We start from the raw sequence: 23,095 nt of genomic DNA, 5'->3' as shown, positions 1-23,095 counted from the left end.
GCTACCGACCGGTGGCGGCGAGGCCGGCCAGTGGGCTGGTGTCGCAGGCCCGGTCGGGCAGACCGGCGGCCGGGGGAGCCCAGCCGATCTGCACCGGCACCGGACCGCGGCCCCGGCGCGAGTGGTCGCCGCTCGGCTTGGGCACGCTGCCGGGGCCGAGCGCCGCCAGCGCGGTCTCGCCGTGGCCCTTGACGCACTCCGGGTCCGGCGCGTCCATCGGCAGGCCGGTGAAGAATTTCGCGGCCATGCAGCCGCCCCGGCAGGAGTCGAAGGCGGAGCAGGAGCCGCAGGCCCCGGCGCTCTGCGGGCCGCGCAGCTCGGCGAAGAGCGGCGCGTTGCGCCAGACCTCGGCGAAGCCGCCGGGGGAACGTACGTTCCCGGCCAGGAACTGGTCGTGGATCGCGAACGGGCAGGCGTAGACGTCGCCGACCGGGTCGATCAGGCAGACCACCCGGCCCGCCCCGCACAGGTTGAGGCCCGGCAGCGGGGTCGAGCCCAGGGCGTTGAGGTGGAAGAACGAGTCCCCGGTGAGCACCCGCTCGCCGTTGGCCACCAGCCAGTGGTAGAGGGTGCGCTGCTGCTCGGCGGTGGGGTGCAGCTCGTTCCAGACCTCGGCGCCGCGACCGGCCGGGCGGAGCCGGGTGAGCCGCAGCTGCGCGCCGTAGCGCTCCGCGATTTCGGCGAAGTCGTCCAGTTGGTCACAATTCTGACGGGTCATCACCACGCTCAGTTTGAAGTCCCGGAAGCCCGCTTCGGCGAGGTTCTCCATCGCGGTGACCGCGGTCCGGTACGAGCCGGGGCCGCGCACCGCGTCGTTGATGTCCGCCGTGGCACCGTCGATCGAGATCTGTACGTCCACATAGTCACTGTTGGCGAGCCACCTGGCCCGATCCGGAGTGATCTTGATGCCATTGGTGGAGAACTTGACCCCGACTTGACGATCGGTGGCATAGTCCACCAGCTCCCAGAAGTCCGGCCGAACGGTCGGCTCGCCACCGCCGATGTTCACGTAGAACACCTGCATGCGCTGCAATTCGTCCAGTACGGACCGGCACTCGGCGGTGCTCAGCTCCCGGGGGTCGCGTCGGCCGGAGGAGGAGAGGCAGTGCACGCAGGCGAGGTTGCAGGCGTAGGTGAGCTCCCAGGTGAGGCAGATGGGGGCGTCCAGCCCGTGCTGGAACCGGTCGACGAGCTTCATCCGGGTACTCCCTGGTGAGTGGGTGATCTATCGGCGCGGCTGGATCGTTCCGGCTTCGGCCAGCCCGGCGAGAGCCGTGAGATAGGCCCGCCGCTCCTCGGCCGGCACACCCGCCTCTTCCAGTGCGCCGTGGACGTCCGGATTGGAGATCAGCGCACGAACTGTCTTGACCAACTCAAGAGACTTGAGAAAGGACAGCCGACGGGTCGAGAAGTCGTAGGCGAGAGCCCCGAAAGGCTCGGGTCGCAGCGAGACACTCGGTGCGCAGCGGTACGGAAGGTCCGGATCGAATGACGACACTGTGCCTCGAATCAGTAGACGCCGCACATACCGTCGATGGAGATCTCCTCGACCAGGAAATCCTCCTCCGGGGTGATGTCGAAGTCTTCGTCTCCGGAGTCTTCCGGCAGGAATTCCGCCATGGTCTTCTCCTTCGCATGAGCGGGCCCGGACATCCCGGCCCTGATGTTCACGCTAATCGCGGGTGCGGTCCGGCCGGCACCCCTGTCCGGGGGCTTAGGGGTGCGCTCCGGGTGCTCCCGGTGGTCACTCCGGCAGGGTGTGGAAGCCCCTGCGGAAATAGACCGCTGGGATTGTTTTGCGCATGCGCACCTCGCGCACCCGGCCGACCAGGATGGTGTGATCGCCGCCGGGGTGGCGGGCGTACGCGTCGCACTCCAGCGTCACCGCGGCCGAATCAAGTACCGGCTGCCCCTTCTCGTTCGGCCGGAAATCGCTGTTCGAGAACTTGTCCACGCCGCGGGTCGCGAACCGCATCGCGAGTTCGGCGTGCTCCGGTGCCAGCACGTGGATCACCCAGGACTCCGCCGCCAGGAACGCGGGGTGGCACTGGGCGTTGTCGGCGAGGCAGACCAGCACCAGCGCCGGGTCGGCCGACAGCGAGCAGAACGAGCTCGCCGTGAAGCCCCACCACCGCCCCTGCCGGTCCGTGGTGGTCACGACGGTGACCCCGCTGGGGAAGGCGGCCAGCGCCTCCCGGAACGTGGTCGGTGCTGCTTCGGTCGGTGCGGTGGCGGTCGCCACGGTGGTCATCCGAGACCTCCCTCGTCTGCGGCCGGACAGCGGCCGAGCTCGACGTTAGGGACACCGGTAATCGAACGCGCCCCCTAGCGGCCCCCCTGCGGACCCCTGCTGTGCGACCGGCCCCGGACAGCGCAGTGCCCGGGCCGGCGCTCGCGCGCCAGACCCGGGCAGGTGGTGCGGATGTGCGCGGTCGGCCACCGCCCCCGGGGCCGTCCACTCACCGCTTCCGCGCGGAACCGCGGTGTCGGATGGGCGGCGGGTTACGGCCAGCCGTCGTCGTCCTGGCCGGGGCGGGGGGTGGCGCTGGGCGACGCGGTCGGAGCGGGAGTGGCACCGCCGTCGGAGAGTGTGATCATTCCGTGGTGTCCATTCGCCGAGGAAGAGAAGGTGGGCAGCGCCGCCACGACCGCGGCGAGCAGGATGCCCTGGATGGCCATCTTTGTCCTCTTGGAAAGCAGCATTTCATCCCCCATACAGAGACCGGCTGACTAGTTGCCTCAGGTTCGCCGCCTCCCGGGTCGGTGCTCTCGGTGGCGACACCGCATAGGCTGCCGAGGACCGCATGCCTGTGCCAAGCGGAACGCGATGGCGTAAAGTTCCCTGGCAACAACTTCGCAGGGTTGGGGGAGCTCGGATGGGCGAGGGGGTGAACGGATACTTGGATTTCGCGGAGTTAGACGATCTGAGTGCTGCTGCCTACGGCCACGCCGTTGAGTTAGGGCGTTTCGACAAGAGCGATATCGCTGTCCGGCTTTCGGTCGGTGAGTCCGAACTGGACCGGGTCGAGCAGGTGCTGCGGCTGCTGAAGCTGCTCCAGCCGATGCCCGGGCACCCGTCGGTGCTGGTCCCGGTGGGCCCGGACGTGGCGGCGGCGGACCTGGTCGGCGGGGCCGAGAACCAGATCCGCGATCTTCAGCAGGCGGTGACCGACGTCCGGTCCAAGCTGTTGTCGCTGACCCCTCTCTACTTCGAGGGCCGCCGGCTGCGGAACCGGCTGGAGGCCTTCGATGTGATCAATGACCCCAGCGTGATCCGGTCGATGATCGACAGCCTCGGCAAGAGCTGTCGGCACGAACTGCTCGCCATGCACCCGGGCGGCCCGCGCCCGGCGTTCGTCCTCGCCTCCGCCCGCGACTCCAACAGCCGGATGCTGGAGCGCGGGGTGCGGATCAGGACGATCTACCAGCACACCGCCCGCGGCGACCTGGCGACCAAGTCGTACGTCCGGGACGTGACCGCGCTGGGCGCGGAGTTCAGGACCGCCGACGAGCTGGTCGACCGGGTGCTGATCTACGACCGGGAGACGGTGGTGCTGGCCCGCCACACCGGCTCGGAGGGGACGCCCACCGCGGCGATCGTCCGGGAGTCCACCCTGGTGGGCTTCGTCTGCAAGGTCTTCGAGTACATCTGGGACGGGGCGCAGCCGTTCAACCCCGAGACCGCGAAGGCCGAGGCCATCACCGACGACCTCAAGCAGTCGGTGCTGCGGCTGATGGCCAAGGGCTACAAGGACGAGATGGTCGCGCGCCGGCTGGGCATGTCGGTGCGCACCTGCCGACGGCACATCTCCGAGATCACCGAGGAGCTGGAGGCGACCAGCCGGTTCCAGGCCGGCTTCAACGTCGCGATGTCCGGCATCCTGGACCAGTTCAGGGACGAGTTCTGACGCCTGGTCGCCTGACTTGGCGTCAGCTGTTCGGATGTCAGCCACTGGCGCCCAGCGCGTCGGTGATCGCCTCGACCGTGTCCTGGTCCAGCATGCTGTCCAGCTTGGCGTCGTCCAGCTCGCCGAAGCCCGCGTCGTAGACGGCGGCACTGATCCGGTAGCCGTTGTCCAGCAGGAAGGTCCGGAAGGCCCACTCCGCCCCGGTGCCCGGACTGCCGTCGGGCCGGTGCACCCGGACCGGCTTGCCGTCCGGGCCGAAGCCGAACTCGGTGAAGCTGAACTGCATGCCCTGCCCGATCGCCTTGCTGTACGCCTCCTTGAGGGTCCAGAGCCGGACCAGGCTCGGGTTCCGGTCCTGCTCGGGCAGCGCGGCCAGCGACACCAGCTCGTACGGCGTGCAGACGTGCCGGCCCAGGCCGCGGCCGTACATCGGCCGGTCGGCCCGTTCGGCGTCCACCCCGATCAGGCCCCGGGTGGTGAGCCCGACCAGCAGCAGGTCGTCGGTGTGGCTCAGGCTGATGTCGACCTGGTCGCAGCCGCGCAGGTACGGCCGCCCGGTCGGCCCGTAGCCGAGCTCCAGGGTGTCCGGGTCGGCCCGCAGCACCGCGGCGCCCGCCCGCTTGAGCAGCACCCGGGAGGCGGCGTACCGGTCGCGGACCGAGGGGTGGGCGAGGTCGAGGTAGCGGGACCAGTCGCGGCCGAGCACCGCGCGCAGTTCGTGCGCGGCGGGCAGGTCGGGCTGCAGGTCGCCGAGTTCGGCGTAGACCAGGGCGGTGCCGTGCCGGGCCAGGTCGGCCCGGACCTGGTCCCAGGTGGTGTCACCGGCGACCTGGACGGGGTCGCCGAGCGGTGGCCCGGTAGGGGTGGCTCCGGGGCGGGTCATGCTGCTTCCTCCAGGACTGCGTAGATCTCCCGGAGGTTTCGGGCCGCCAGGACGGTGGGGACGGGGAGCCGGCGCCCGCTGCCGGATTCCAGCAGGGTGACCAGGCGGAGCAGGTTCATCGAGTCCCAGCCCGGCAGCGCTGCCAGCTCGGTCTCCGCGTCCCGGTCGGTCAGCTCCAGGTCGAGTTCCGTACGGACCAGGCGGAGAAATCCGGCGAGGCTATCGGGCCCAGGCATCTGTCGGCCATCCTAGATCAAGTGTGACGTGGACATGTGGAGGGGGTTCCGGTGGGCACTCGAGGTCGTGCCGGAACAGCACCCCGTCCTCGGTCCGCGCGGTCTCGGTGAAGCCGAGCTCCGGGTAGAAGAGTTCCGCGCGGTGGTTCTTGGCCGTCGGGGTGAAACGGGCGTGCACGGCCGGCCGCCCGGCCGCCCGGCTCTCCGCCAACAGGGCGGCCAGCACGGCCTGTTCGATGCCCCGGGTGAGCACCCGGCAGCTCAGCCAGGCGTTCTCCAGCAGCAGCCCGTCCGGGGTGTGCCGGCCGAGCAGGGCGCCGACCAGGCCGTTGCTGCCGAACCGGTCGGCGGCCCTGATCGCCAGCAGCAGCCGCCCGGCGTCCTCGGCCACGGCGGCCGGGTCGCCCGGCTGCAGCCGCAGCCCGGTCAGGTTGAACTGGTTGGTGCGCTGGGTCAGTTGGACCAGCCGGGGGTACTCGTGCGGCTCGGGCGGGCCGATCCGGACGCTGACCCCGAGCTGGTGCAGGAAGTCGGCGTGCGAGCCGCTGTCCTCGCGCAGCCGGTGCCGCTCGCCCTCCAGCCGGTACTGCTCCGGTCTGGCCCGGTCCTCCTCGGTCAGCCGGAGCACGTCGAACCACCCGTCCGCCAGCAGCCGTTCGCCGTGCAGCGCGGGTTCGCCGTCCAGCGGCAGCACGGCGACCTCGGGCAGGCCGAACCGGACCTGGGCGCGCTCGCCCGGCGAGTCGTCGGCGAACACCAGCGAGTCGGTGCCGATCCCCAACTGCCGGGCGATGTCCGCCAGATGACCGTCCTTCGGCAGCCAGTCGGCCCGCACCTCGGCGAAGTCCGGCTCCCGCAGCAGCAGATCGGGGTGCGAGCGGAGCGTCTCGAGCACCGGACCGCGGTCGTTCTTGCTGCTCACCGCGAGCAGTACACCCTGCGAGGCGAGCTGCCGGACGGTGCGCTGGAAGGCGCCGAAGGCCTCGCCGCGCAGGGTGTCCGCGGCGGCGATGCCGTCCGGGCCGTCCTCGCCGAGCACGCCGTCCCAGAGCGTGTTGTCCAGGTCCAGCACCAGGCACTTGCGGGTCAGCCCGGTCAGCGACCGGGTCAGGTGGCCCACCTCGCGGGCGTACCCGGCCAGCACCGGCGCGGTGTAGCGGACCTGGGCGTAGCAGGCCAGCCGGGCGTCCTCGACCGGTCCGGTGGCGGCGGTCAGCGGGTCCAGGTCGAGCACCACCAGCGAGCGGTGCCGCTCGGTCAGCCGCAGCAGCCGGGCGTTGAACTCCCGCCAGACGGCGCCGAGTCGGGCCCGGGAGGCGTGGTCGACCAGCTGACCGGCGTGCCGGCGCAGCAGTGGCAGGGTGTTCAGCACCAGCAGGCCGGGGGCGAGCCGCTCGTGCTCGGCGGCCAGCCGGGCCAGCCGCTCCAGTACCCGTTCGGCGGCCTCGGCCAGCTCCTCCACCCGCCAGGGGGACGGGAGTTCGGCGAACACCGTCTCGGCGTCCAGCAGGCAGAGCGACAGGTCGGGCCGCTCCGGCAGCAGCTGGCCGCGCGGGTCGGTGAGGTCGTGCAGCCAGCCGCCGTGGTCACCGATCAGCGGACGCAACAGCAGGCCGTGCCGGGCCAGTTCGGCGGTGAGCGGGTCGACCAGACCGGCCACGGTGGACTGGCCGGTGATCGCGACGGTGACCATCTGGGTGGCCGGGTGGTGGTGCAGCACCTCGTCCAGGTCGAGCCCGGCCAGCAGCCGGCCGGCCCGGCCCAGCAGGGCGTCCCGGTCGGCCGGTGCGGCCTCGTCCAGCAGCTCGGCCAACAGGGCGGGCACGCGGTGGTAGGCCGCGGCCAGCTCTCCGACGGCCCGCAGGCCGCGCAGTCGCTCCATCGGTGTGGTGGTGGTCATCTCCGGCCGCCTCTCAGACCTTCTCCAGGGCGAAGCCCGCCTTGATCCACTTGCTGGACTCCACCGTCACCCCGAGTGCCCGCTGACCCGTCCTCAAATCCGGCAGCAGCCTGGCAAGTTGCAGGAACGGCAGGGCGTTGCCGGTGTTCCCGGTCTCGCCCACGCAGCTGACCTCGTGCACGCCGGGGACGCCCAGCCGCTCCACGATCCGGGTGGTCATCCGCTCGGAGAGCTGCGGGGGCAGCAGGTGGTCGAGCTGCTCGACCTGCCAGCCGACCTGTTCCAGCAGCTCCCAGAAGATCTCCACGGCCATCACCGGGACCTGCTCCTCGATCGCCTTGTAGTCCTCGCGGAGCAGCGGCCGGTCCTGGTCGCGGTCGGTCAGCCCGTACCAGTCGACGGTCTGGCCGGCCGGGCGGCCCAGGCCGGTCAGGCTGTTCAGCACGCCCCGGACGGCCACCCGCTCGCCGAGCGGTTCGGCGGTCAGCACGGCGGCGCCCGCGCCGTCGCCGAACAGCAGGTAGTTGACCAGCTCGTCGGTCGGGATCCGGGCCAGCTCCCGGTCGAAGTCCAGGTGACGGTGGGTCACATCGCCCCCGATCACCAGCCCGGCCCGGCGGCCGGAGGCGATCAGGGTCCGGCCGAGGTCGAGCGCCTGGACGGCGCCGGAGCAGCCCGCCTGGAGCTGATAGACCGGCAGGTAGTCGAGGCCGAGCCGGTCGGCCACCTGGCTGGCGGTGGTCGGCAGCAGGGTGTCCGGGGTGGTGGTGGAGAGGATCAGGAACTCGATGTCGGGCGCCTCCAGGGCGGCCGACTCCAGCGCCTCGGCGGCGGCCTGCGCGCAGAGGTCGGCCAGCGACCAGCGGACCTCGCCGGTGCCGAGGTCGCGGCCGAAGTGGCGCGACCTGGTGCCGACGAAGATGTCGATCCACTCCTCGCTGACGCCGAGCAGCTTGCCGAGCACGGTGTTGTCCACCGGGTCCCCGGGCAGCGCGGTGCCGACCGAGGCGAGGTAGGCGGGGGCGGCTCCGGTCATGACACCCTCGCCAGGGCCAGTTCGCGCAGGAAGTCGGCCAGCGAGCCCACCGTCCGCAGCGCGGGCAGCAGTTGGCGGATGGAGACCTCGCCGAGGTGCGGCAGGGCCTCCTGCACGACGTCCTTCAGCTGCATGATCATCACGGAGTCGAACCCCAGGTCCTCGTAGAAGCGGGTCGCGGGCACGATCCGGTCGGGCTGGTACAGGCCGACGGTGACCACGGCCTCGATCACGGCGGCCAGCACCGGGTCGTCGGCCGCTGGTGCCGGTGCGGCGACCGGTGCGGGAACCGGTGCGACGGGCCGCTCCACCGGTGCGGCCGGGGTGACGGCCCGGTCGTCCCGGCGGCTCCAGTACCGGTTCTCGCTGGAGAACACGTACGGGCGCAGCCGCTCGACGGTGCGGTACTCGGCGGGGTAGAGCGCGGCCCACTCCGGGTCGAGACCGGCCCGGTAGAGCGTGGCGACCAGCTCGGCCAGCTGCCGGCCGTCCGCCTCGGGTCCCGGCACCGGGTGCAGGTGCTCGGTGCCGGGGGCGAGCCCGGCCCGGCGGGCCAGCGGGAGCAGGGTGGGCCGGGGGCCGATCTCCACCAGGTGGGTCGGCGCGACCTCGGTGGCCAGCGCGGTCAGCGCGGCGCCGAACAGCACCGGCTCGGTGGCCTGCCCGGCCCAGTACGCCGCGTCCAGCGGCTCGTCGTGCAGCAGCCGGCCGTAGCGGGTGGAGGCCATCGGCAGCCGGGGCGCGGCGGGCCGCAGCCCGTCGGCCAGTTCGCGCAGGCCGGTGGCGACCGGGGTCATCAGCGGGGAGTGGAAGGCCCGGGCGACGTCCAGTCGCCGGGTCCGCAGCCCGCGTCCGGCCAGCTGTGCGGCGGCCCGGTCCAGCGCGTCCAGCGGGCCGGAAATCACCGTGTCGGCGGGGGAGTTGACCGCCGCCAGGGCGAGCGTGGGCTCGGCCGCCAGCAGTTCGGCCAGCGCCTCGGGCCCGGCGCCGACCGCGAGCATGCCGCCGCCGGCCGGCAGGTTGCGCATCAACCTGGCGCGGGCGGCGACCAGTTCGGCCGCCTGCGGCAGGTCGAGCACCCCGGCCGCGACCGCGGCCGCGTACTCGCCCAGGCTGTGGCCGAGCACGGCGGCGGGCCGGACACCGAGCTCGCCGAGGGTGCGGGTCAGCGCGTAGCCGACCGCGAACAGCGCGGTCTGCGCGTCGCCCGCGTCGTACCCGGCCTCGTCGCCGCGCAGGATCGACTCCCGGGCGGAGCGGCCGGTGTGGCGGGTGAGCGCGGCGTCCGCCTCGCCCAGGAAGTGCCGGTAGGCGGCCGAGTCGCGGTACAGACCGGCGGTCATCGCCGGGTACTGGGTGCCCTGGCCGGTGTAGACGAAGGCCACCACCGGCCTGGTCCAGGAGCGGTGTGCGGGGGTGCTCGCGTCGATCCCGTGCGCGGCGGCCTGCCGCAGCCGCTCGGCGAGTTCGGTGGTGTCGCGGGCGGCCACCGCGAAGCGGTAGGGCAGCCCGGTCTTCACCCGGTTGCTGCTGAAGCCGAGCGAGGCGGCGCCGCCGCGCGGCCGCCGGGCGAACGCCTCGGCCTGGTCGGCCAGGTTGCGGCGGAGCGCGTCCGGGGTGTCCCCGGTGACGGTGAAGACGCCGACCGGCTCGGTCTCCCCGGCCGGCCGGGCGGCCCGGCGTGGGGTGCGGGGCGGCCCGGCCAGCACCATGTGCGCGTTGGTGCCGCCCATGCCGATGCTGCTCACCCCGGCCAGGATCTCCCCGGCCGGCAGCCGCATCGGCGACTTCAGCAGCCGCAACCCACGCTCCGCCAGCCGCAGTTGGGCGTTCTCCCGGTCGGCGTGCCGGCTGGCGGGGACGATCCGGTGGTGCAGCGCCAGCGCCACCTTGATCAGCCCGGCGATGCCGGCCGCGCCCTCGGTGTGCCCGATGTTGCCCTTCACCGAGCCCACCGCGCAGGTCTTCTCCCGGGGCACCGCGTGCACCCCGCCGAGCGCCGCGCACTCGATCGCGTCGCCGAGCGCCGTGCCGGTGCCGTGCGCCTCGACGAAGGTGATCTTGTCGGCGGTCACCCCGGCCCGGCGGTAGGCGGCCTCCAGCACCTTCTGCTGGGACCAGCGGTTGGGCGCGGTGACGCCGTTGCTGCGGCCGTCCTGGTTGACCGCCGAGCCGCGGATCACCGCGTAGATCCGCTGGCCGTCGGCGACCGCGTCCTCGAGCCGGCGCAGCACCACCAGGCCGAGCCCGTCGCTGCGCCCGATCCCGTCGGCGTCCGCGCTGAACGGCTTGCACCGCCCGTCCGGGGAACCGAGCCCGAGCTGGCTGTACATCAGACCGAGCGCGGGGGTGAGCACCAGGTTCACCCCGCCGGCCAGCGCGGTGTCGCACTCGCCCGCCAGCAGCGCGTTGGCGGCCAGGTGCACCGCGACCAGCGAGGAGGAGCAGGCGGTGTCCACCGCCAGACTCGGCCCGGTCAGGTTGAGGTGGTACGAGATCCGGTTCGCGGTCATCCCGGCGGCACTGCCGGCACCGAGCTGCGGGGTGACCCGGGACGGGTCGCCCATCCGGAGCCGGCCCCACTCGCCGCCCATCACGCCGATGAACACGCCCGTGTCGGTACCGGCCAGCGCGCCCGGCGCCTGCCCGGAGTCCTCCAGCGCCCGCCAGGCGCACTGCAGCAGCAGCCGCTGCTGCGGGTCCATCGCGGCCGCCTCGCGCGGGGAGAGCGCGAAGAAGTCGTTGTCGAAGCCGTCCGCGCCCGCGACGAAGCCACCCCGGTTGATCCCGGCCCGCGCCGACTCCGGGACGCTGTCCGGGAGTTCGTCGGCCTCCCAGCGCTGCGGCGGGACCTCGCCGACGCTCTCGCCGCCGCGCATCAGCAGCTCCCAGTACGCCTCGGCGTCGGGCGCGCCGGGGAAGGCGCAATCCAGGCCGACGATCGCGATGCCGCTCATCAGAACCGGTCCTCCGGCGACTGGGGCAGCCCGGCCCGGCCGCGCGCGGCGGCCGCCGGGATGGCCACCGTGAGGTAGTCGACCAGACTGTCCAGGGTCGGGTGGTCCCAGAGCAGGGTCGGCTCGACCAGCAGCCCGAACTCGTCCTCCAGGTCACCGCAGAGGCTCAGCGCGCCGACCGAGTCCAGGCCGTACTCGGCCAGCGGGACGGTGGGGTCGATGGTGAGCGGGTCGCGGTTCTGGTAGAGCGAGACGCGCTCCAGCAGCCAGTCGCGGGCCGCGGTGGCGGGGTCGGCCGTCTGCCAGGTGGCGGGAGTGGTCATGGCAGGTCTCCTTCGGGGTCTGCGGCCGGTCAGCCGGGGAGGGGCGTGTTGTACAGGTCGTAGCTGCGCCGGTCGCTGAACCGCAGTTGCACCTCGTGCAGCAGCCGGGTGTCGCACTCCGGCGGCAGGTCGGCGACCTGGGTGCCGAGCCGGCGGGCCAGCCGGTGCAGGGCCGCCGCCGCCCAGCTCGGATCGGCCAGGAACGGGTCCGCGCCGTCCCGGTTGTGCCACCAGACCCCGAGCACGGCGGCCGCCGCGAGCAGCAGCGCGTACCGGTCGACCAGGGCGAAGCAGGCCGCTCCGCTGGGCGAGGTGCGTTCGGCCGGCTCCAGTGCCAGCACCCGCTGCCGCAGGTCGGCCAGCTCCTCGGTGAGCTGTCCGGCCAGGGTGCGCAGCGCCCGCTCGACCGGGGTCCGGCCGCCGATCTGCGAGGCGATGGCGACCAGCGAGCCGCTCAGGCTGTCCCGCCCGCTGGCCAGGCTGAGCGCCTCGTTGCGCAGCGGCGGCAGCTCGCCGCCGAGCTGGAACAGCGCGGCGGGCGCCTCCGGTTCGACCAGCCAGGACCGGGCGGCCAGCCGGGGCAGCTGCGGGATGACGGTGGCCTGGCAGGCCACCGTGCCCGCGTGGCCGAGGCTGAGCACCGGCACGTCCCGGACGTGCTTCTGGAAGATCCCCAGGTTGCCGTCCTTGGTGTAGACCCGGGCGCCGAGCACGATCGACAGGTCGTGCATGGTGTCGTTGAGCACCCGGGGCATCAGGTACTTCAGGGCCGCCGAGTACACGCTGGTCTGCTCCGGCAGCAGGTGCAGCGCGCGGGTCGCGGCGACCGAAAGGCTGTCGTAGAGCAGGAGATTGACGAAGGCTCCGGTCATCGCCCGGTCGGTCCTGACCGGGTCGAGCCAGGACGACTCGGCGTGCTCGGCGCCCCGGTCGTGGTCGAACTGGACCGCCGTGCGCAGACTGGTGTCCACCGCCGCGAGCGCGGACGCGGAGATCACCGTCCGGCTGATCTGGAAGGACCGCAGCGCCAGCGTGACGCCGCCGCCGACCGGACCGAGCAGGGCGCTCTCCGGCACCGGGCAGTCCCGGAAGTCGATCCCGGTCCACCGGCAGCCGCGCAGCCCGACCGCCAGGTGCCGGGGCCCGATGGTGGCCTGCCCGGCGGGCAGCCGGGTCGGGTCCAGCAGCAGGACGGACTGGCTGCGGCTGCCGCCGGTCCGGTCGGTCTCGCAGAACAGCACCAGGGCGGCCGCCCGGTCCAGGTTGTTGATCATCGGCTTGGTGCCGTTGAGCAGAAAGGTTTCGTCCTGGGCCTGTGCGGTCACCCCGCTGCGGACGTAGTCGTTGCTGTGCGCCGTCTGGTGCTGGGCGATGGCCGCCTTCGCCCCGCCGAGCAGCCGGTCCGCGAGCCAGCGCTGCTGCGCCCCGGTGCCGGCCAGCCAGACGTCGGAGGCGGCCATGAAGGTGTGCATCCCGTAACCCATGCCGAGCCCGACGTCCCGGCGGAACACCGGGCGCATCACCCGGACCAGGGTCTCCAGCGAGTCCAGCCGGCCGCCGAGGCGGACCGGTACGTACTCGGCGTTCAGGCCCGCCCGGTCGAGCAGCTCCTCGCCGGCCGCGAACGGCACCGCCGTCCGGTCGGCGGTCAGCAGGGCGCCGTAGCCGGTCGGGTTGGCCGGGTCGGTCGGGTCGCCGAGCAGCTCCTCCAGCGCGGCGATCCTGGCCTCGGCGGTGCTCTCGGCCGACTCTGCGAGAGTGATCACCACGGCCGGCCCTGTCCGGCCGGCTCGGCCTCCAGCAGGTCCTCGCCCAGCAGCGCGTCGGTGGCCCGCACCCTGGCCCGCACGGCCGGGTCCAACACCTCGACCTCGCCGCGCAGTTCACTGTCCAGGAAGAGCTTGCGCATCAGGTTGCGCTGCACCTTCCCGCTGGTGGTGCGGCGGATCGCGCCGGGGCGGACCAGCAGCACGTTGCCGACCGGGATGCTGAACTCCCGGCTCAGCTCGGTCTGGATCTCCCGCACCAGCGCCCGCAGGTCGAGACCGGCGGGCAGACCGCCGCGGGCCGCCCGGATCTCGTGCACCACCACCAGCTGCTCGCGCTCGATGTCCACCGAGAAGGCCGCGCCGACCCCGCCGCCGAGCGCCGGGCTGAGGCCGCGGGTCGCCCACTCGATGTCCTGCGGGTAGATGTTGCGGCCGTTGAGGATGATCACTTCCTTGCTGCGTCCGGTGATGTAGAGCTCGCCCTGGTGCAGGAAGCCGAGGTCGCCGGTGCGCAGGAAGCCGCGCTCGCCGTTCTCCAGACCGGCCCGGAACACCGCCTCGGTCTCGGCCGGGCGCTGCCAGTAGCCCTGCGCCACGCTGTCGCCGCGCAGCCAGATCTCGCCGACCGCGCCCTCCGGCAGCTCCAGGCCGACCACCGGCTCGACGATCCGCAGGTCGTAGTCCAGCACCTGACCACTGCTCACCAGGGTCCGGGTCGGCTGACCCGTGACCGGCTCGGCCACCTGGTCCAGCTCCAACGCCGCCGCGTCGACGGGCAGTTCGGCGAACGGGGTGAGCGGGACGCCGCCGGAGACCACCAGGGTGGCCTCGGCCAGCCCGTAGCAGGGGTACAGCGCCTCGGCCCGCAGTCCGGTCGGGGCGAACCGCTCGGCGAACGCCCGGAGCGTGTCGGCCCGGACCGGCTCGGCCCCGTTCAGCGCCAACCGCCAGTGCGAGAGGTCGAGTTCGGCGATCTGCTGGTCGGTGACCCGGCGCAGGCAGAGGTCGTAGCAGAAGTTGGGGCCGCCACCGGCGGTCACCCGGTACTCGTCGATCGCCTGCAGCCAGCGCGCCGGGCGGCGGACGAACGAGGTGGGCGACATCTGGACCGACAGGCTGCCCAGGAAGAGCGGGTGCAGCAGGTGGGCGATGAAGCCCATGTCGTGGAAGTGCGGCAGCCAGCCGCCGAACCGGTCCTCGGAGGTGGTCCGGAAGACGTTCTGCAGGGCGGTCTGATTGGCCAGCAGGTTGCGGTGCGAGACCATCACGCCGCGCGGGTCGGAGACCGACCCCGAGGTGTACTGCAGGAAGGCCAGGTCCTCGGGCCCGCCGCGGCGCTCCCGCCAGGCGTCGGCGTCGCCGAGTCCGGTGACGTCACTGGCCAGGCAGGCCACGTTGCGCCGGCCGGTCCGGGACAGCCAGAGCGCGATGTCCGGCGCGCTGGCGGTCTCGGTCAGCACCAGCCGGGCCCCGGTGTCCTGGATCACCGCCGAGGTGCGGTCGATCCGGGTGCCCCGGCCCTCACCACCGGGCAGCGGCACCGGCACGGCCACCGCCCCGGCGTACAGGCAGGCCACGAACGCCTTCAGGAACTCGGTGGTGGAGGAGTAGAGCAGCAGCACCGGTTCGCCCTCCGCGCGCTGCAGTTGGAGCAGCGAGGCGATTCGCCGGGCCTCCCGGTCCAGCTCGCCGTAGGTCAGCCGGTCGGCCTTGGCACCTTCCGCGGTGTCGTGCAGGAAGACGTGGACGTCCTGGTCGGCCAGGGCGGCGGTGCGCGCGCGGACAAGATCGGTGAAGGTGTCGAAGCCAGACATGGGAATCCCCTCGCATCAACTGTGGACGCTTCGGCGGGGCCCGGACGACGGGCCCGACATACCGTCAGATCATCCGCTCGACAGCTAAAGGCCCGCTTGCGCGGGTGGGAGTTGTTGCCGTGCAACTTCCGGTCACCGGGCCGGGGTCGGAGCCGTGCTTAGACTGGAATCCGGTTCGAAGTTGACTACATTCCCGCCGTTCGGCCGAATTCTCGGCGCTGTTTGTCATGCGGGAAAACGGGGGATCCAATGACGCTGATCGACCGTGAAGCAGAACTCGCCGCAATGGATTCAGCACTGGCCGGCACCGCCGCCGGCCAGGCCAGGATCGTCCTGGTCGAAGGGGCGGTGGGCTGCGGGAAGAGCGAGCTCGCCGACGCCGTGGCGGACCGGGCCGAGGCCGCCGGGGCCACCGTGCTGCGCGCCCTCGGATCGGCCGCGGAACGTGACCTCCCGCTGGGCATCCTGCGGCAGCTGACCGCCTGCACACCGCCCGGCGTACTGCCCGAGCTCACGGGGGAGCCGGGCAACGCGAACGTCGGTGCGATGCAGGCGTTCTCGGCGGCGGCCGGTGAACTCGCCGCGCTGGCCCCGGTGGTGATCGTGGTGGACGACGTGCACCACGCCGACGACCAGTCCTGCGCGTACCTGCTGCACCTGGCCCGCAGCACCCGCTGGGCGCGGATCCTGCTGGTGCTCACCGAGTCGGTGCACGAGCGCGGCGACGACCCGGTGTTCGGCACCGAGCTGCTCCGCCGCCCGAACTTCCTGCGGATCCGGCTGGAGCGGCTGAACGCGGCCGCGGTGGCCCGGCTGGTGGCCGAACAGCTCGGCCCGGACGCGGCCGAGCGGCTGGCCGGCCGGTTCGCCGAGGCCACCGGCGGCAATCCGCTGCTGCTGCGCGCGATGGTCGAGGAGCACCGGGTCACCGGGGCGCAGGAGCCCGAGGTCGGCGGCGCGTACGCGCAGGCCGTGCTCACCTGCCTCTACCGGTGCGGCCCGGCGGTCCGTGAACTCGCCGAGGTGCTGGCCGTGCTGGACGACCTGGCCACCGCCGAGCGCGCCGCCCGGCTGCTCGACCTGCCGCTGGCCACCGTGAACCGTGGCGTCCAGGCGCTCAGCGCGGCCGGCATCCTGGACGGTGCCCGGTTCCGCTACCCCGCCGCCCGGGCCGCCGTGCTCGAGTGGACCGACGACAGCGCGCGCGCCGAGCTGCACCGGCGGGCCGCCGAACTCGCCCACCGGAGCGGGGCGGCGGCCTCCTCGGTGGCCGCCCAGCTGCTCGCCGCCGACCGTACCGACCTGCCCTGGGCGGTGCCGGTGCTGCACGAGGCGGCCGAACAGCTGCTGGCCGACGGCGCGGCCGAACGGGCCTCCGCCTGCCTGGAGTTGGCCGACCGGAGCGGTGCCGACGACGAACAGCGCGCCCAGTTCCGCACCATGCTGGCCGCGATCGCCGCGCGCTCCGACCCGGGCGCCGCCGAACGCCACCTGACGGGCCCGCTGGAGCTGCTCAGGGCGGGCTCGCTCGCCCCGGCCAGGCTGGCCGCGCTGGCCAGACTGCTGGCCACCCAGGGCCGGATCGACGAGGCGGCCGAGGTGCTGGAGCGGATCACCGCCCAGGACCCGGCTGCTCCGGACGGTGCTGTCCGGGACGGTGCCGGCCGGGACAGCGTCAACCGGCCGGGACAGGGGGGCCGTTGGGCCGACCCGCTGGACGGCCTGTCCGCCTTCCCGCGCTGGACCGCCGCGCCGCCGATGGAGCCCGGCGCGGCGCCGAGGCAGGTCCGGGCCGGTTCGCCGACCACGTTGTGGACCATCCCCGAGTACGCCGTCGACGGATCGTCAGGGGCGGCCGCCGAGCTCTTCCTGCGCGGCGCGACGCTCTCCGAGGCCACCGTGGCGCCGATCGGCCAGGCGGTCCGGGCGCTGCTGCTCACCGAGGGCCCGGCCCGGGCGATGCCCTGGTGCCACCTGTACACCGAGGCGGCGATCCGGGCCGGCGCCCCCGGCTGGCAGGCGGCGTTCACCGCACTGGGAGCCGAAGTGCTGCTCCGGCAGGGCGATCTGACCGGGGCGGAGAGCCGGGCCGCGGCCGCGATGGACCTGCTGCCCGAGCGCGGCGGCAGCGTCTTCGCGGCCGGTGTCTCGGCCACCCTGATTCGGGCCTGCACCGCGATGGGCCGGCACGACGCGGCGGCCCGCGAACTGGCCAGGCCGCTGCCGGAAGGACTGGCGGGCAGCTTCCAGGGGCTGGCCCACCTGCGCGCGCGTGGTCAGTACCACCTGGCCACCAACCGGTTCCACGCCGCGCTCGGCGACTTCCTGCAGATCGGCCGCACCATGCGGCGGTGGGGGCTGGACCGGCCGCTGCTGCTGCCGTGGCGGATCGGGGCGGCGGAGGCGCTGATCCAGCTCGGCGAGGCGCACCAGGCGGCCCGCTTCGTCGCGGACCAGCTCGGTTCCAAGGACGCCGCGCACCCGTGGGTGCACGGCATCTCGCTCCGGCTGAAGGCGGCCCTGAGCGAGCCCAAGGAGCGGCAGGTGCTGCTCGCCCGCGCGGTGGACGAGCTGCGCACGGTCGGCGACACGTACGAACTGGTGCTGGCGATGGCCGACTTCGGGCAGGTGCTGAAGGAGACCGGCGACAGCAACCGGGCCAACATGGTGAACCGGCGGGCCTGGCACCTGGCCGACGAGTGCGGGGCGCACGCCCTGCGCGAGCGGATCCTGCCCGGCCACACCGTGACGCCCGGCGCACCCGAGGGCGGCCGTACCGACGTCGGTTACGCCGAACTCGACGCCCGGCTCAGCGAGTCGGAGAAGCGGGTGGCGATGCTCGCGGTGCACGGGCACACCAACCGGGAGATCGCGATGAAGCTCTACATCACGATCAGCACGGTCGAGCAGCACCTCACCCGGGTCTACCGGAAGCTGAACATCACCCGTCGGCAGCAGTTGCCGGTGGACCTGCACCTGCTCGGAGCCGCCGAGCACGCGTGACGGACCGTCAGGAGCCGGACAGTGGCAAGAGGATGGCAAGAACGTCCCGCGTCCATGTCAGACATGGCCGGGATGGGACGATTCCCCGCCGCGAGGTGGGGAAGTGTGTCCTCCGGGGCCGGATCGCATTGTGGGCGGGCCGCCCGTTCGAGAGGCTTGGTGACAGACCCGAGCCGATCCAGGGAGGCACACCATGGCAACGCCGTTCCAGCTGTCCGACCCGGCTGTGCCCGAACTGCTCCGGGCCAGGATGCTGGACCGGGTGGAGGAACGGCTGCGCGGCCTGCTGGCCGCCGAGCACTCCGCCACCCGGGGAGCGGACCCCCGGGCCGTCACCCCGATCCGGGCGCTGGCCGACCAGGTCACCGCCGGGGGTGAACGGACCAGGGCCACCCTGCTGCTGACCGGCTACCTGGCGGCCGGCGGCAGCCCGGCCGACGCCCAGGTGATCGACCTGGCGGCCGCGCTGGAGCTGCTCGACACCTGTCACCTGATCCGGGGCGACGTTCGCGAGAACGTCCCGCTCCGGCGGGGCATCCCGACCCCGCACGTCGGCCACGCCGCCGAGCACGAGCGGAACGGCTGGCGCGGCGAGTCCCGCCGGTTCGGCGAGGCCACCGCCACGCTGGCCGGTGACCTCGCGGTGGCGTACGCCGACCGCCTGGTGGCCGGGCTGGGCGGCGAGGCCCGGGCGGTCTGGGACCAGCTGCGGATCGCCCGGGTGCTCGGCGCCCACGCCGAGGCGGCCACCAGGACCGAGTACCTGGACGACCCCTGGCCGCTGGGCTGCCTGGAGGGCTGCACCCCGGGGTGCGCGGCCGGCTGGTACGCGGTGCGGGAGCCGCTGCTGCTCGGCGCCGCACTGGCCGGGCGGCCGGACCTGACGGACGAGTACCGCGACTACGCCGGGCGGCTGCACGCGGCGTGGCGGCTGCGGGGCTTCCTGGACAGCGGGGCGGCCAGTGACTGGCACGCCCGGATGCTCTGCGAGATCCTGCTCGGGCGGGAGGAGAAGGACCGCACCGAAGACCTCATCATGCGGCTGGTCAACGAAGCCGACCGGGCTCTCGCGGAGGCGCCGCTGCGGAGCGGCTGGCACCGCGAACTGGTCAGTCTGGCGGGGAGGTTGGTGCTGGCTGGGGCCTGGTAGGAAGGCTTTTGGCACGGGCGCTCGGTTGCACTATCCAGGGGCTCGGGGAACTGCGAGGAGATCTGGCGCCGGGGTCACTGCGAAAGTGCCTGACCATTTACGTACGGATCACGTCTTACGAGGCTGGCGTCGCAGTTCCCCGAGCCCCTGGCGTGTGCCACCTTCGCGTGTGCCCCGGGCGGGGGCGGTCCAGCCAGGTGCGGAGGGCCTCGGCCCGTACCGCTCCGTGGGTGTCGCGGGGGAGCGAGCCGGCCAGTTCCAGGCGGGTGGGCAGGAAGGCTTCGGCGATCCCACGGGCCGTCAGGTGGCGGCGCAGCTCCGGCAGCCCCGGCGGGGCCGCCCCGACGGTGGGGACCACCACCGCGCAGGTGAGTTCGCCGTGGTCCGGGTCCGGGTAGCCGACCACGGCGGCCTCCCGTACCGACGGGTGTGCGAGCAGCCCGTCCTCCAGCTCGGCCACCGGAACGAGGAAGATCGCACCGGTCCGGTGGCCGGCCCACTGCACCACCTGGACGCCGCCGAGCCCGTCGGCCCTGGCCAGGTCCCCGGTGTCCAGCCAGCCTTCGTCCTGCTCCCAGGAGAGCTGGAGCGCCTCGGCGCCGTGCGGCCAGCAGGCCAGGCAGACCGCAGGGCCGCGCACCCGGAGCGGTTCGACGGCCGGGGCGCCTGGGGGCCGGGGCAGCTCCGACAGCGGGGAGAGCTCCAGGCCGGGCAGCGGGCGGCCGTCGCTCTCGGCGCTGCGTTCGGCCGGGGTCTCGCCCCGGGCCACCGTGCCGAGGCCCACCTCGGGTGAGCCCCAGACCCCGACCGCCGGAGCGCCGAGCGCGGCGGGCAGTTCGGCCAGCAGCCCGGCCGGGGTGCGGGTCCGCCCGCCGGACAGGATCAGCCGGAGGGCCGCCGGGTGCCGTGGCGTACGCCGCTGCGCGGCCAGCACCTCGGCCCAGTACACCGGGGCCGCGTACGCCCGGGTGACCCCGGCCTGCTCCAGCAGGTCGAGGCAGCTGTCCGGGTCCCAGACGTCCTGGAACACCGCCGTGCCGCCGACCGCGGGCGGCCAGTACACGGTGAACAGCAGTGAGGCCAGCGAAGTCAGCGGCAGCGCCGAGTAGACCACCTCGCCGGGCCCGGGGCCGAGGCCGGGTGCCCGCTGCTGCGAACGCAGGCCCGCGTACAGGGTGTTGGGTGAGTGCAGGGCCGAGGTGTAGCTGTCGCCCAGGCCCATCACGGTGACCGCCAGCGCGGTCCGGTCCGGGTCCGCGCGGAACGGGCCGGCAGTCGACGGGAGTTGTTCGTGCGGGGTGCGCAGGAAGTACTCGGCGAAGTCCACCGCGCCGGTCGCGGCGGCGTCGCCGATCACCACCCGGTGGCGCAACCAGGGCAGCCGGTGGGCCAGTTCGGCCAGGGCCTGGGCGTGGCCGAAGCCCTCCCACTCGTCCGGCACCACGCAGACCCGGGCCCGCAGGTCGCCGAGCACCCGCTCCAGGCCGTGCGCCCGCAGGGTGGGCAGGACGGGCACCGCGACCGCGCCGATCCGCAGACAGGCCAGGGTGAGCGCGGAGGTCTCCCACCAGCTGGGCAACTGGAAGGCGACCGGGTCGCCCGGGCCCAGGCCGAGCGAGCGCAGCGCCCCGGCGAACCGGTCCACGTAGCAGGCCAGTTGCCCGTAGTCGACGGTGACGATCCGACGGCCGGCCGGACGGTGGGCGCGGTGCGAGACGATCGCGGGGCGGTCGGGCGCGCGGGCCGCCACCCGGTACAGGTCGTGCAGGAAGGTCTCGTCCCGCCACCACCCGGCCGCCCGGTGCCGGGCCGCCGACTCGGCGGGCGGCGTAGCGGCGGCGAACAGGGCGGCGGGGCCGCTGAGTCGAGCCTCGGTGCGGTGGTTCATGACCAGCGGCCGATCGACCAGGCGACCTGGACCCGGGAGGCGCAGCCGAGCCGACGCATCACCTGGCGGACGTGGTTGACCACGGTCCACTCGGAGAGCGCCATCCGGGCCGCGATCTGACGGTTGGTCAGCCCCTCCGCGACCAGCATCGCGACCTGCAACTGGCGTGCCGTCAGCGACTGTCCGCCCGCAGGCCCGGGCGCGGCGGCGCGCCGGGACAGGTCCGGAGCCGCCAGTGCCTCGGCGACCGCCGCGGCCGGTGACAGCCGTCGGCCCTCGGCCCAGGCGACCGCGAAGCCGTGCGGGCGCAGCCGGTCGCGCAGACCGTCCAGCGCGTCGGCGAGCGCGGCCCGGCGCCGCCCGTCCGGCTCGGTGCCCAGCTCGCCGCGCAGCGCCTCGGCGGCGGCCAGCAGGGCAGCGGCACGCGGCTGCTGGACGGGCGCGGCGCGTAGCAGGTGGAGTGCGAAGTCCTCCAGGGCGGCGGGCAGTTCGGTCCGCTCGCCGACCGTCCCGTAGAGTCGCAGGCCCTCCCGCAGCGCCTGCCCGGCGGTCGCCGGGTCCTCGGCCGTACAGGCCAGCACGCCCAGTGCCCCGGCCAGCGCCCGGCCGTCGCCGATCCGCCGGGCCGCCGCCACCACCCGGTCGAGCAGCTCGGCAGCCCGGAGCCGGTCACCCCGGTCGCCTCGGTCGAGCAGCACCCGGGCGAGTTCGGTCCCGGCCTCGACGGCCGCCCCGGCGGCGCCGAGCGACTCCAGTGTCTCCAGCGCCGGGCCGAGCGCCTGCTCGGCCCCGGCCGGGTCGTCCAGCCGGCGCAGCGCGCCGCCGAGCCGGGCCGCCAGCAGGGCGTTCAGCCTGCGGTCGCCCAGCGGCCGGGCCAGCGCCAGCGCGGCCCGCTGCCGACCGACCGCCCCGGCCGGGTCGCCGAGCGCCGCAGCGAACGCGCCGGCCAGGTCAAGGAGTCGAGCCCGGACCGGCTCCGGCACCGCCTCCCCGGCCGCCCGGTCGGCCCTGGCCAGCCCCTCGCGCAGGTGACCCCGGGTCAGCCAGGGCAGCCGGCAGGCGAGCAGGATGGCGGCGGTGGCCTCGGGCTCGCCCCGCTCCCGCAGCCGGTCCAACGTGGCCAGCACATTGGCGTGTTCGGCTTGGACGGCGTCCAGCCAGCGGCTCTGCTCGGTGCCGGACAGCCGGGGTTCGGCGGCGGCCAGCAGGCGCCGGCACTCCGCCGTCCGCCGGTCCAGCGCGGCCTGCTCCCGGCTGCCCTCGGCGGAGGCGGCGAGCGCGGTCCTGGCGTACGAGCGGACCGGCTCCGGCACGGCGAGCCTGGGGTGTCCGGGCAGGGTCGGCTGCCGGACCACCAGGCCGCGGTCAAGCAGCACGTCCAGGACGCCGTCGGCGGGTCCGAGCCGTTCGGCCGTGGCGGTGGTGAACCCGCCCGGAAAGCAGGCGAGTTGTTCGAGCAGCGCGGCCGACTCCGGGGGCAGGCCGCGGCAGCTCCAGGCGGCCAGCGCGGTCAGCGAGCGGTGCCGTTCGGGCGCGTCGAACGGGCCGCCGCCAAGGACGACGCCCCGGCGGCGCAGCCGGTCCAGCAGGTCGTGCGGGGTGTGCAGCCGGAGCTGCCGGGCGGCCAGTTCCAGGGCCAGCGGCAGTCCTTCGAGCAATCCGCAGAGTTCGGCGACCGCCCGGCCGTTCCCGGCAGTGAGGGCGAACGCCGGGTCCGCCTCGCGGGCCCGGCGGACGAACAGCTCGACCGAGGCCACCTCCCGCAGCTCCTCGGGATCGTCGCCCGGCGGCGGTACCGGCAGCGGTGCCACCGGGAACAGCCGCTCGCCGTAGACCCGGAGCGGCTGCTGACCGGTCGCCAGCACCACCAACCGGTCGTCCCGGCGCAGCAGTTCGGCGACGGCGGTGCCGAGCGGGGCACCGTGGTGATCACAGCCGTCCAGCACCAGCAACCTTCGGCCGTCCGGGCCTTGGGGTCCCACCACCCCGTCCACCGGCCGGCCGCCCTCGCTCAGGTCCGCGTACCCCGGCTCGCCGAACAGCTCGGCCAGCTCGGGCCGGACGGCCCGTACCAGCCCGCTCTTGCCGACCCCGCCGGGGCCGGTGAGGGTCAGCAGCCGGACCGAGGGATCGCGCAACCGCCCCACCAGCGCGAGCCGTTCCCACTCACGGCCGACCAGCTCGACGGCCTGCCACGTCCCGACCGCCATCTGCGAGACCGCCATCGT

18 protein-coding genes are annotated in these 23,095 nt (G+C 73.8%); 3 read left to right on the top strand and 15 right to left on the bottom strand.

The features are described from left to right. Position 1: 1 nt before the first annotated feature. From mftC to F4556_RS08045, 5 genes are all read right to left on the bottom strand, one after another. Positions 2-1,198, bottom strand: a complete 1,197-nt coding sequence (gene mftC, locus F4556_RS08065) for a mycofactocin radical SAM maturase (RefSeq protein WP_184912905.1) — start codon at positions 1,196-1,198, stop codon at positions 2-4. Positions 1,199-1,225: 27 nt separating this feature from the next. Beyond that, positions 1,226-1,498: a mycofactocin biosynthesis chaperone MftB gene (gene mftB, locus F4556_RS08060; RefSeq protein WP_313068206.1), complete on the bottom strand. Its 273-nt coding sequence runs from the start codon at positions 1,496-1,498 to the stop codon at positions 1,226-1,228. A gap of 11 nt (positions 1,499-1,509) precedes the next feature. Beyond that, positions 1,510-1,620 (bottom strand): mycofactocin precursor MftA, encoded by a 111-nt coding sequence (gene mftA / locus F4556_RS08055; RefSeq protein WP_184912903.1) that lies wholly within the window; start codon positions 1,618-1,620, stop codon positions 1,510-1,512. A 124-nt stretch (positions 1,621-1,744) separates the two neighbouring features. Continuing rightward, positions 1,745-2,251 (bottom strand): flavin reductase family protein, encoded by a 507-nt coding sequence (locus F4556_RS08050; protein ID WP_184912901.1) that lies wholly within the window; start codon positions 2,249-2,251, stop codon positions 1,745-1,747. Between the two features lie 251 nt (positions 2,252-2,502). After that, a complete protein-coding gene (locus F4556_RS08045; RefSeq protein ID WP_184912899.1) occupies positions 2,503-2,703 on the bottom strand; it encodes a hypothetical protein in 201 nt (66 codons plus the stop codon). A 329-nt stretch (positions 2,704-3,032) separates the two neighbouring features. On the opposite strand from F4556_RS08045, the gene F4556_RS08040 reads away from it, so the two are divergent. Then, positions 3,033-3,908, top strand: a complete 876-nt coding sequence (locus F4556_RS08040; RefSeq protein ID WP_313068205.1) for a helix-turn-helix transcriptional regulator — start codon at positions 3,033-3,035, stop codon at positions 3,906-3,908. A 37-nt stretch (positions 3,909-3,945) separates the two neighbouring features. Here the strand turns inward: F4556_RS08040 and F4556_RS08035 are convergent, their stop codons facing one another. From F4556_RS08035 to F4556_RS08000, 8 genes are read right to left on the bottom strand one after another with little or no spacing between them, the layout of a single operon-like run. Next, on the bottom strand, positions 3,946-4,791 hold the full coding sequence (locus tag F4556_RS08035) for a 4'-phosphopantetheinyl transferase family protein (RefSeq protein WP_184912895.1): 846 nt from the start codon (positions 4,789-4,791) through the stop codon (positions 3,946-3,948). Beyond that, positions 4,788-5,027 carry an acyl carrier protein gene (locus F4556_RS08030; RefSeq protein ID WP_184912893.1) on the bottom strand — a complete coding sequence of 80 codons (240 nt, stop codon included), beginning with the start codon at positions 5,025-5,027 and terminating at the stop codon, positions 4,788-4,790. Before F4556_RS08030 ends, F4556_RS08035 begins: the two co-directional genes overlap by 4 nt. Further along, on the bottom strand, positions 5,011-6,927 hold the full coding sequence (locus tag F4556_RS08025) for an HAD-IIIC family phosphatase (RefSeq protein WP_184912891.1): 1,917 nt from the start codon (positions 6,925-6,927) through the stop codon (positions 5,011-5,013). Before F4556_RS08025 ends, F4556_RS08030 begins: the two co-directional genes overlap by 17 nt. 13 nt (positions 6,928-6,940) lie before the next feature. Continuing rightward, positions 6,941-7,963, bottom strand: coding sequence for a 3-oxoacyl-ACP synthase III family protein (locus tag F4556_RS08020; RefSeq protein WP_184912889.1), 1,023 nt, complete (start codon positions 7,961-7,963; stop codon positions 6,941-6,943). Beyond that, entirely contained in the window at positions 7,960-10,920 is a 2,961-nt protein-coding gene (locus F4556_RS08015; RefSeq protein WP_184912887.1) for a type I polyketide synthase, read from the bottom strand. The genes F4556_RS08020 and F4556_RS08015 overlap by 4 nt, the downstream gene beginning before the upstream one ends. After that, on the bottom strand, positions 10,920-11,243 hold the full coding sequence (locus F4556_RS08010) for an acyl carrier protein (RefSeq protein WP_184912885.1): 324 nt from the start codon (positions 11,241-11,243) through the stop codon (positions 10,920-10,922). Before F4556_RS08010 ends, F4556_RS08015 begins: the two co-directional genes overlap by 1 nt. 29 nt (positions 11,244-11,272) lie before the next feature. Continuing rightward, positions 11,273-13,009, bottom strand: coding sequence for an acyl-CoA dehydrogenase family protein (locus F4556_RS08005; protein ID WP_313068204.1), 1,737 nt, complete (start codon positions 13,007-13,009; stop codon positions 11,273-11,275). Beyond that, positions 13,006-14,826 (bottom strand): fatty acyl-AMP ligase, encoded by a 1,821-nt coding sequence (locus tag F4556_RS08000; protein ID WP_184912882.1) that lies wholly within the window; start codon positions 14,824-14,826, stop codon positions 13,006-13,008. Before F4556_RS08000 ends, F4556_RS08005 begins: the two co-directional genes overlap by 4 nt. Before the next feature lie 249 nt (positions 14,827-15,075). Here F4556_RS08000 and F4556_RS07995 point away from each other — a divergent pair, with 249 nt between their 5' ends. Both F4556_RS07995 and F4556_RS07990 read left to right on the top strand, forming a co-directional pair. Further along, on the top strand, positions 15,076-17,829 hold the full coding sequence (locus F4556_RS07995) for a helix-turn-helix transcriptional regulator (protein ID WP_184912880.1): 2,754 nt from the start codon (positions 15,076-15,078) through the stop codon (positions 17,827-17,829). A gap of 193 nt (positions 17,830-18,022) precedes the next feature. Further along, entirely contained in the window at positions 18,023-18,979 is a 957-nt protein-coding gene (locus F4556_RS07990; protein WP_246510983.1) for a polyprenyl synthetase family protein, read from the top strand. A gap of 115 nt (positions 18,980-19,094) precedes the next feature. Here F4556_RS07990 and F4556_RS07985 read toward each other — a convergent pair whose 3' ends face one another. Both F4556_RS07985 and F4556_RS07980 read right to left on the bottom strand, forming a co-directional pair. Continuing rightward, the gene (locus F4556_RS07985; RefSeq protein ID WP_184912878.1) at positions 19,095-20,867 is read right to left on the bottom strand and encodes an AMP-binding protein; all 1,773 of its coding nucleotides are present in this window, start codon (positions 20,865-20,867) and stop codon (positions 19,095-19,097) included. Further along, positions 20,864-23,092: an ATP-binding protein gene (locus tag F4556_RS07980; protein ID WP_246510982.1), complete on the bottom strand. Its 2,229-nt coding sequence runs from the start codon at positions 23,090-23,092 to the stop codon at positions 20,864-20,866. The genes F4556_RS07985 and F4556_RS07980 overlap by 4 nt, the downstream gene beginning before the upstream one ends. Positions 23,093-23,095: the final 3 nt, after the last annotated feature.

The sequence above is a fragment of the Kitasatospora gansuensis genome (genome assembly GCF_014203705.1).
GTDB classification, from domain to species: domain Bacteria; phylum Actinomycetota; class Actinomycetes; order Streptomycetales; family Streptomycetaceae; genus Kitasatospora; species Kitasatospora gansuensis.
This window is presented reverse-complemented; position numbering and strand designations above follow the sequence as displayed.

Coding starts and splice junctions, on each gene's coding strand:
- mftC (WP_184912905.1), bottom strand. CDS start 1,198: ATGAAGCTCGTCGACCGGTTCCAGCACGGGCTGGACGCCCCCATCTGC.
- mftA (WP_184912903.1), bottom strand. CDS start 1,620: ATGGCGGAATTCCTGCCGGAAGACTCCGGAGACGAAGACTTCGACATC.
- F4556_RS08050 (WP_184912901.1), bottom strand. CDS start 2,251: ATGACCACCGTGGCGACCGCCACCGCACCGACCGAAGCAGCACCGACC.
- F4556_RS08045 (WP_184912899.1), bottom strand. CDS start 2,703: ATGCTGCTTTCCAAGAGGACAAAGATGGCCATCCAGGGCATCCTGCTC.
- F4556_RS08035 (WP_184912895.1), bottom strand. CDS start 4,791: ATGACCCGCCCCGGAGCCACCCCTACCGGGCCACCGCTCGGCGACCCC.
- F4556_RS08030 (WP_184912893.1), bottom strand. CDS start 5,027: ATGCCTGGGCCCGATAGCCTCGCCGGATTTCTCCGCCTGGTCCGTACG.
- F4556_RS08025 (WP_184912891.1), bottom strand. CDS start 6,927: ATGACCACCACCACACCGATGGAGCGACTGCGCGGCCTGCGGGCCGTC.
- F4556_RS08020 (WP_184912889.1), bottom strand. CDS start 7,963: ATGACCGGAGCCGCCCCCGCCTACCTCGCCTCGGTCGGCACCGCGCTG.
- F4556_RS08015 (WP_184912887.1), bottom strand. CDS start 10,920: ATGAGCGGCATCGCGATCGTCGGCCTGGATTGCGCCTTCCCCGGCGCG.
- F4556_RS08010 (WP_184912885.1), bottom strand. CDS start 11,243: ATGACCACTCCCGCCACCTGGCAGACGGCCGACCCCGCCACCGCGGCC.
- F4556_RS08000 (WP_184912882.1), bottom strand. CDS start 14,826: ATGTCTGGCTTCGACACCTTCACCGATCTTGTCCGCGCGCGCACCGCC.
- F4556_RS07995 (WP_184912880.1), top strand. CDS start 15,076: ATGACGCTGATCGACCGTGAAGCAGAACTCGCCGCAATGGATTCAGCA.
- F4556_RS07990 (WP_246510983.1), top strand. CDS start 18,023: ATGGCAACGCCGTTCCAGCTGTCCGACCCGGCTGTGCCCGAACTGCTC.
- F4556_RS07985 (WP_184912878.1), bottom strand. CDS start 20,867: ATGAACCACCGCACCGAGGCTCGACTCAGCGGCCCCGCCGCCCTGTTC.
- F4556_RS07980 (WP_246510982.1), bottom strand. CDS start 23,092: ATGGCGGTCTCGCAGATGGCGGTCGGGACGTGGCAGGCCGTCGAGCTG.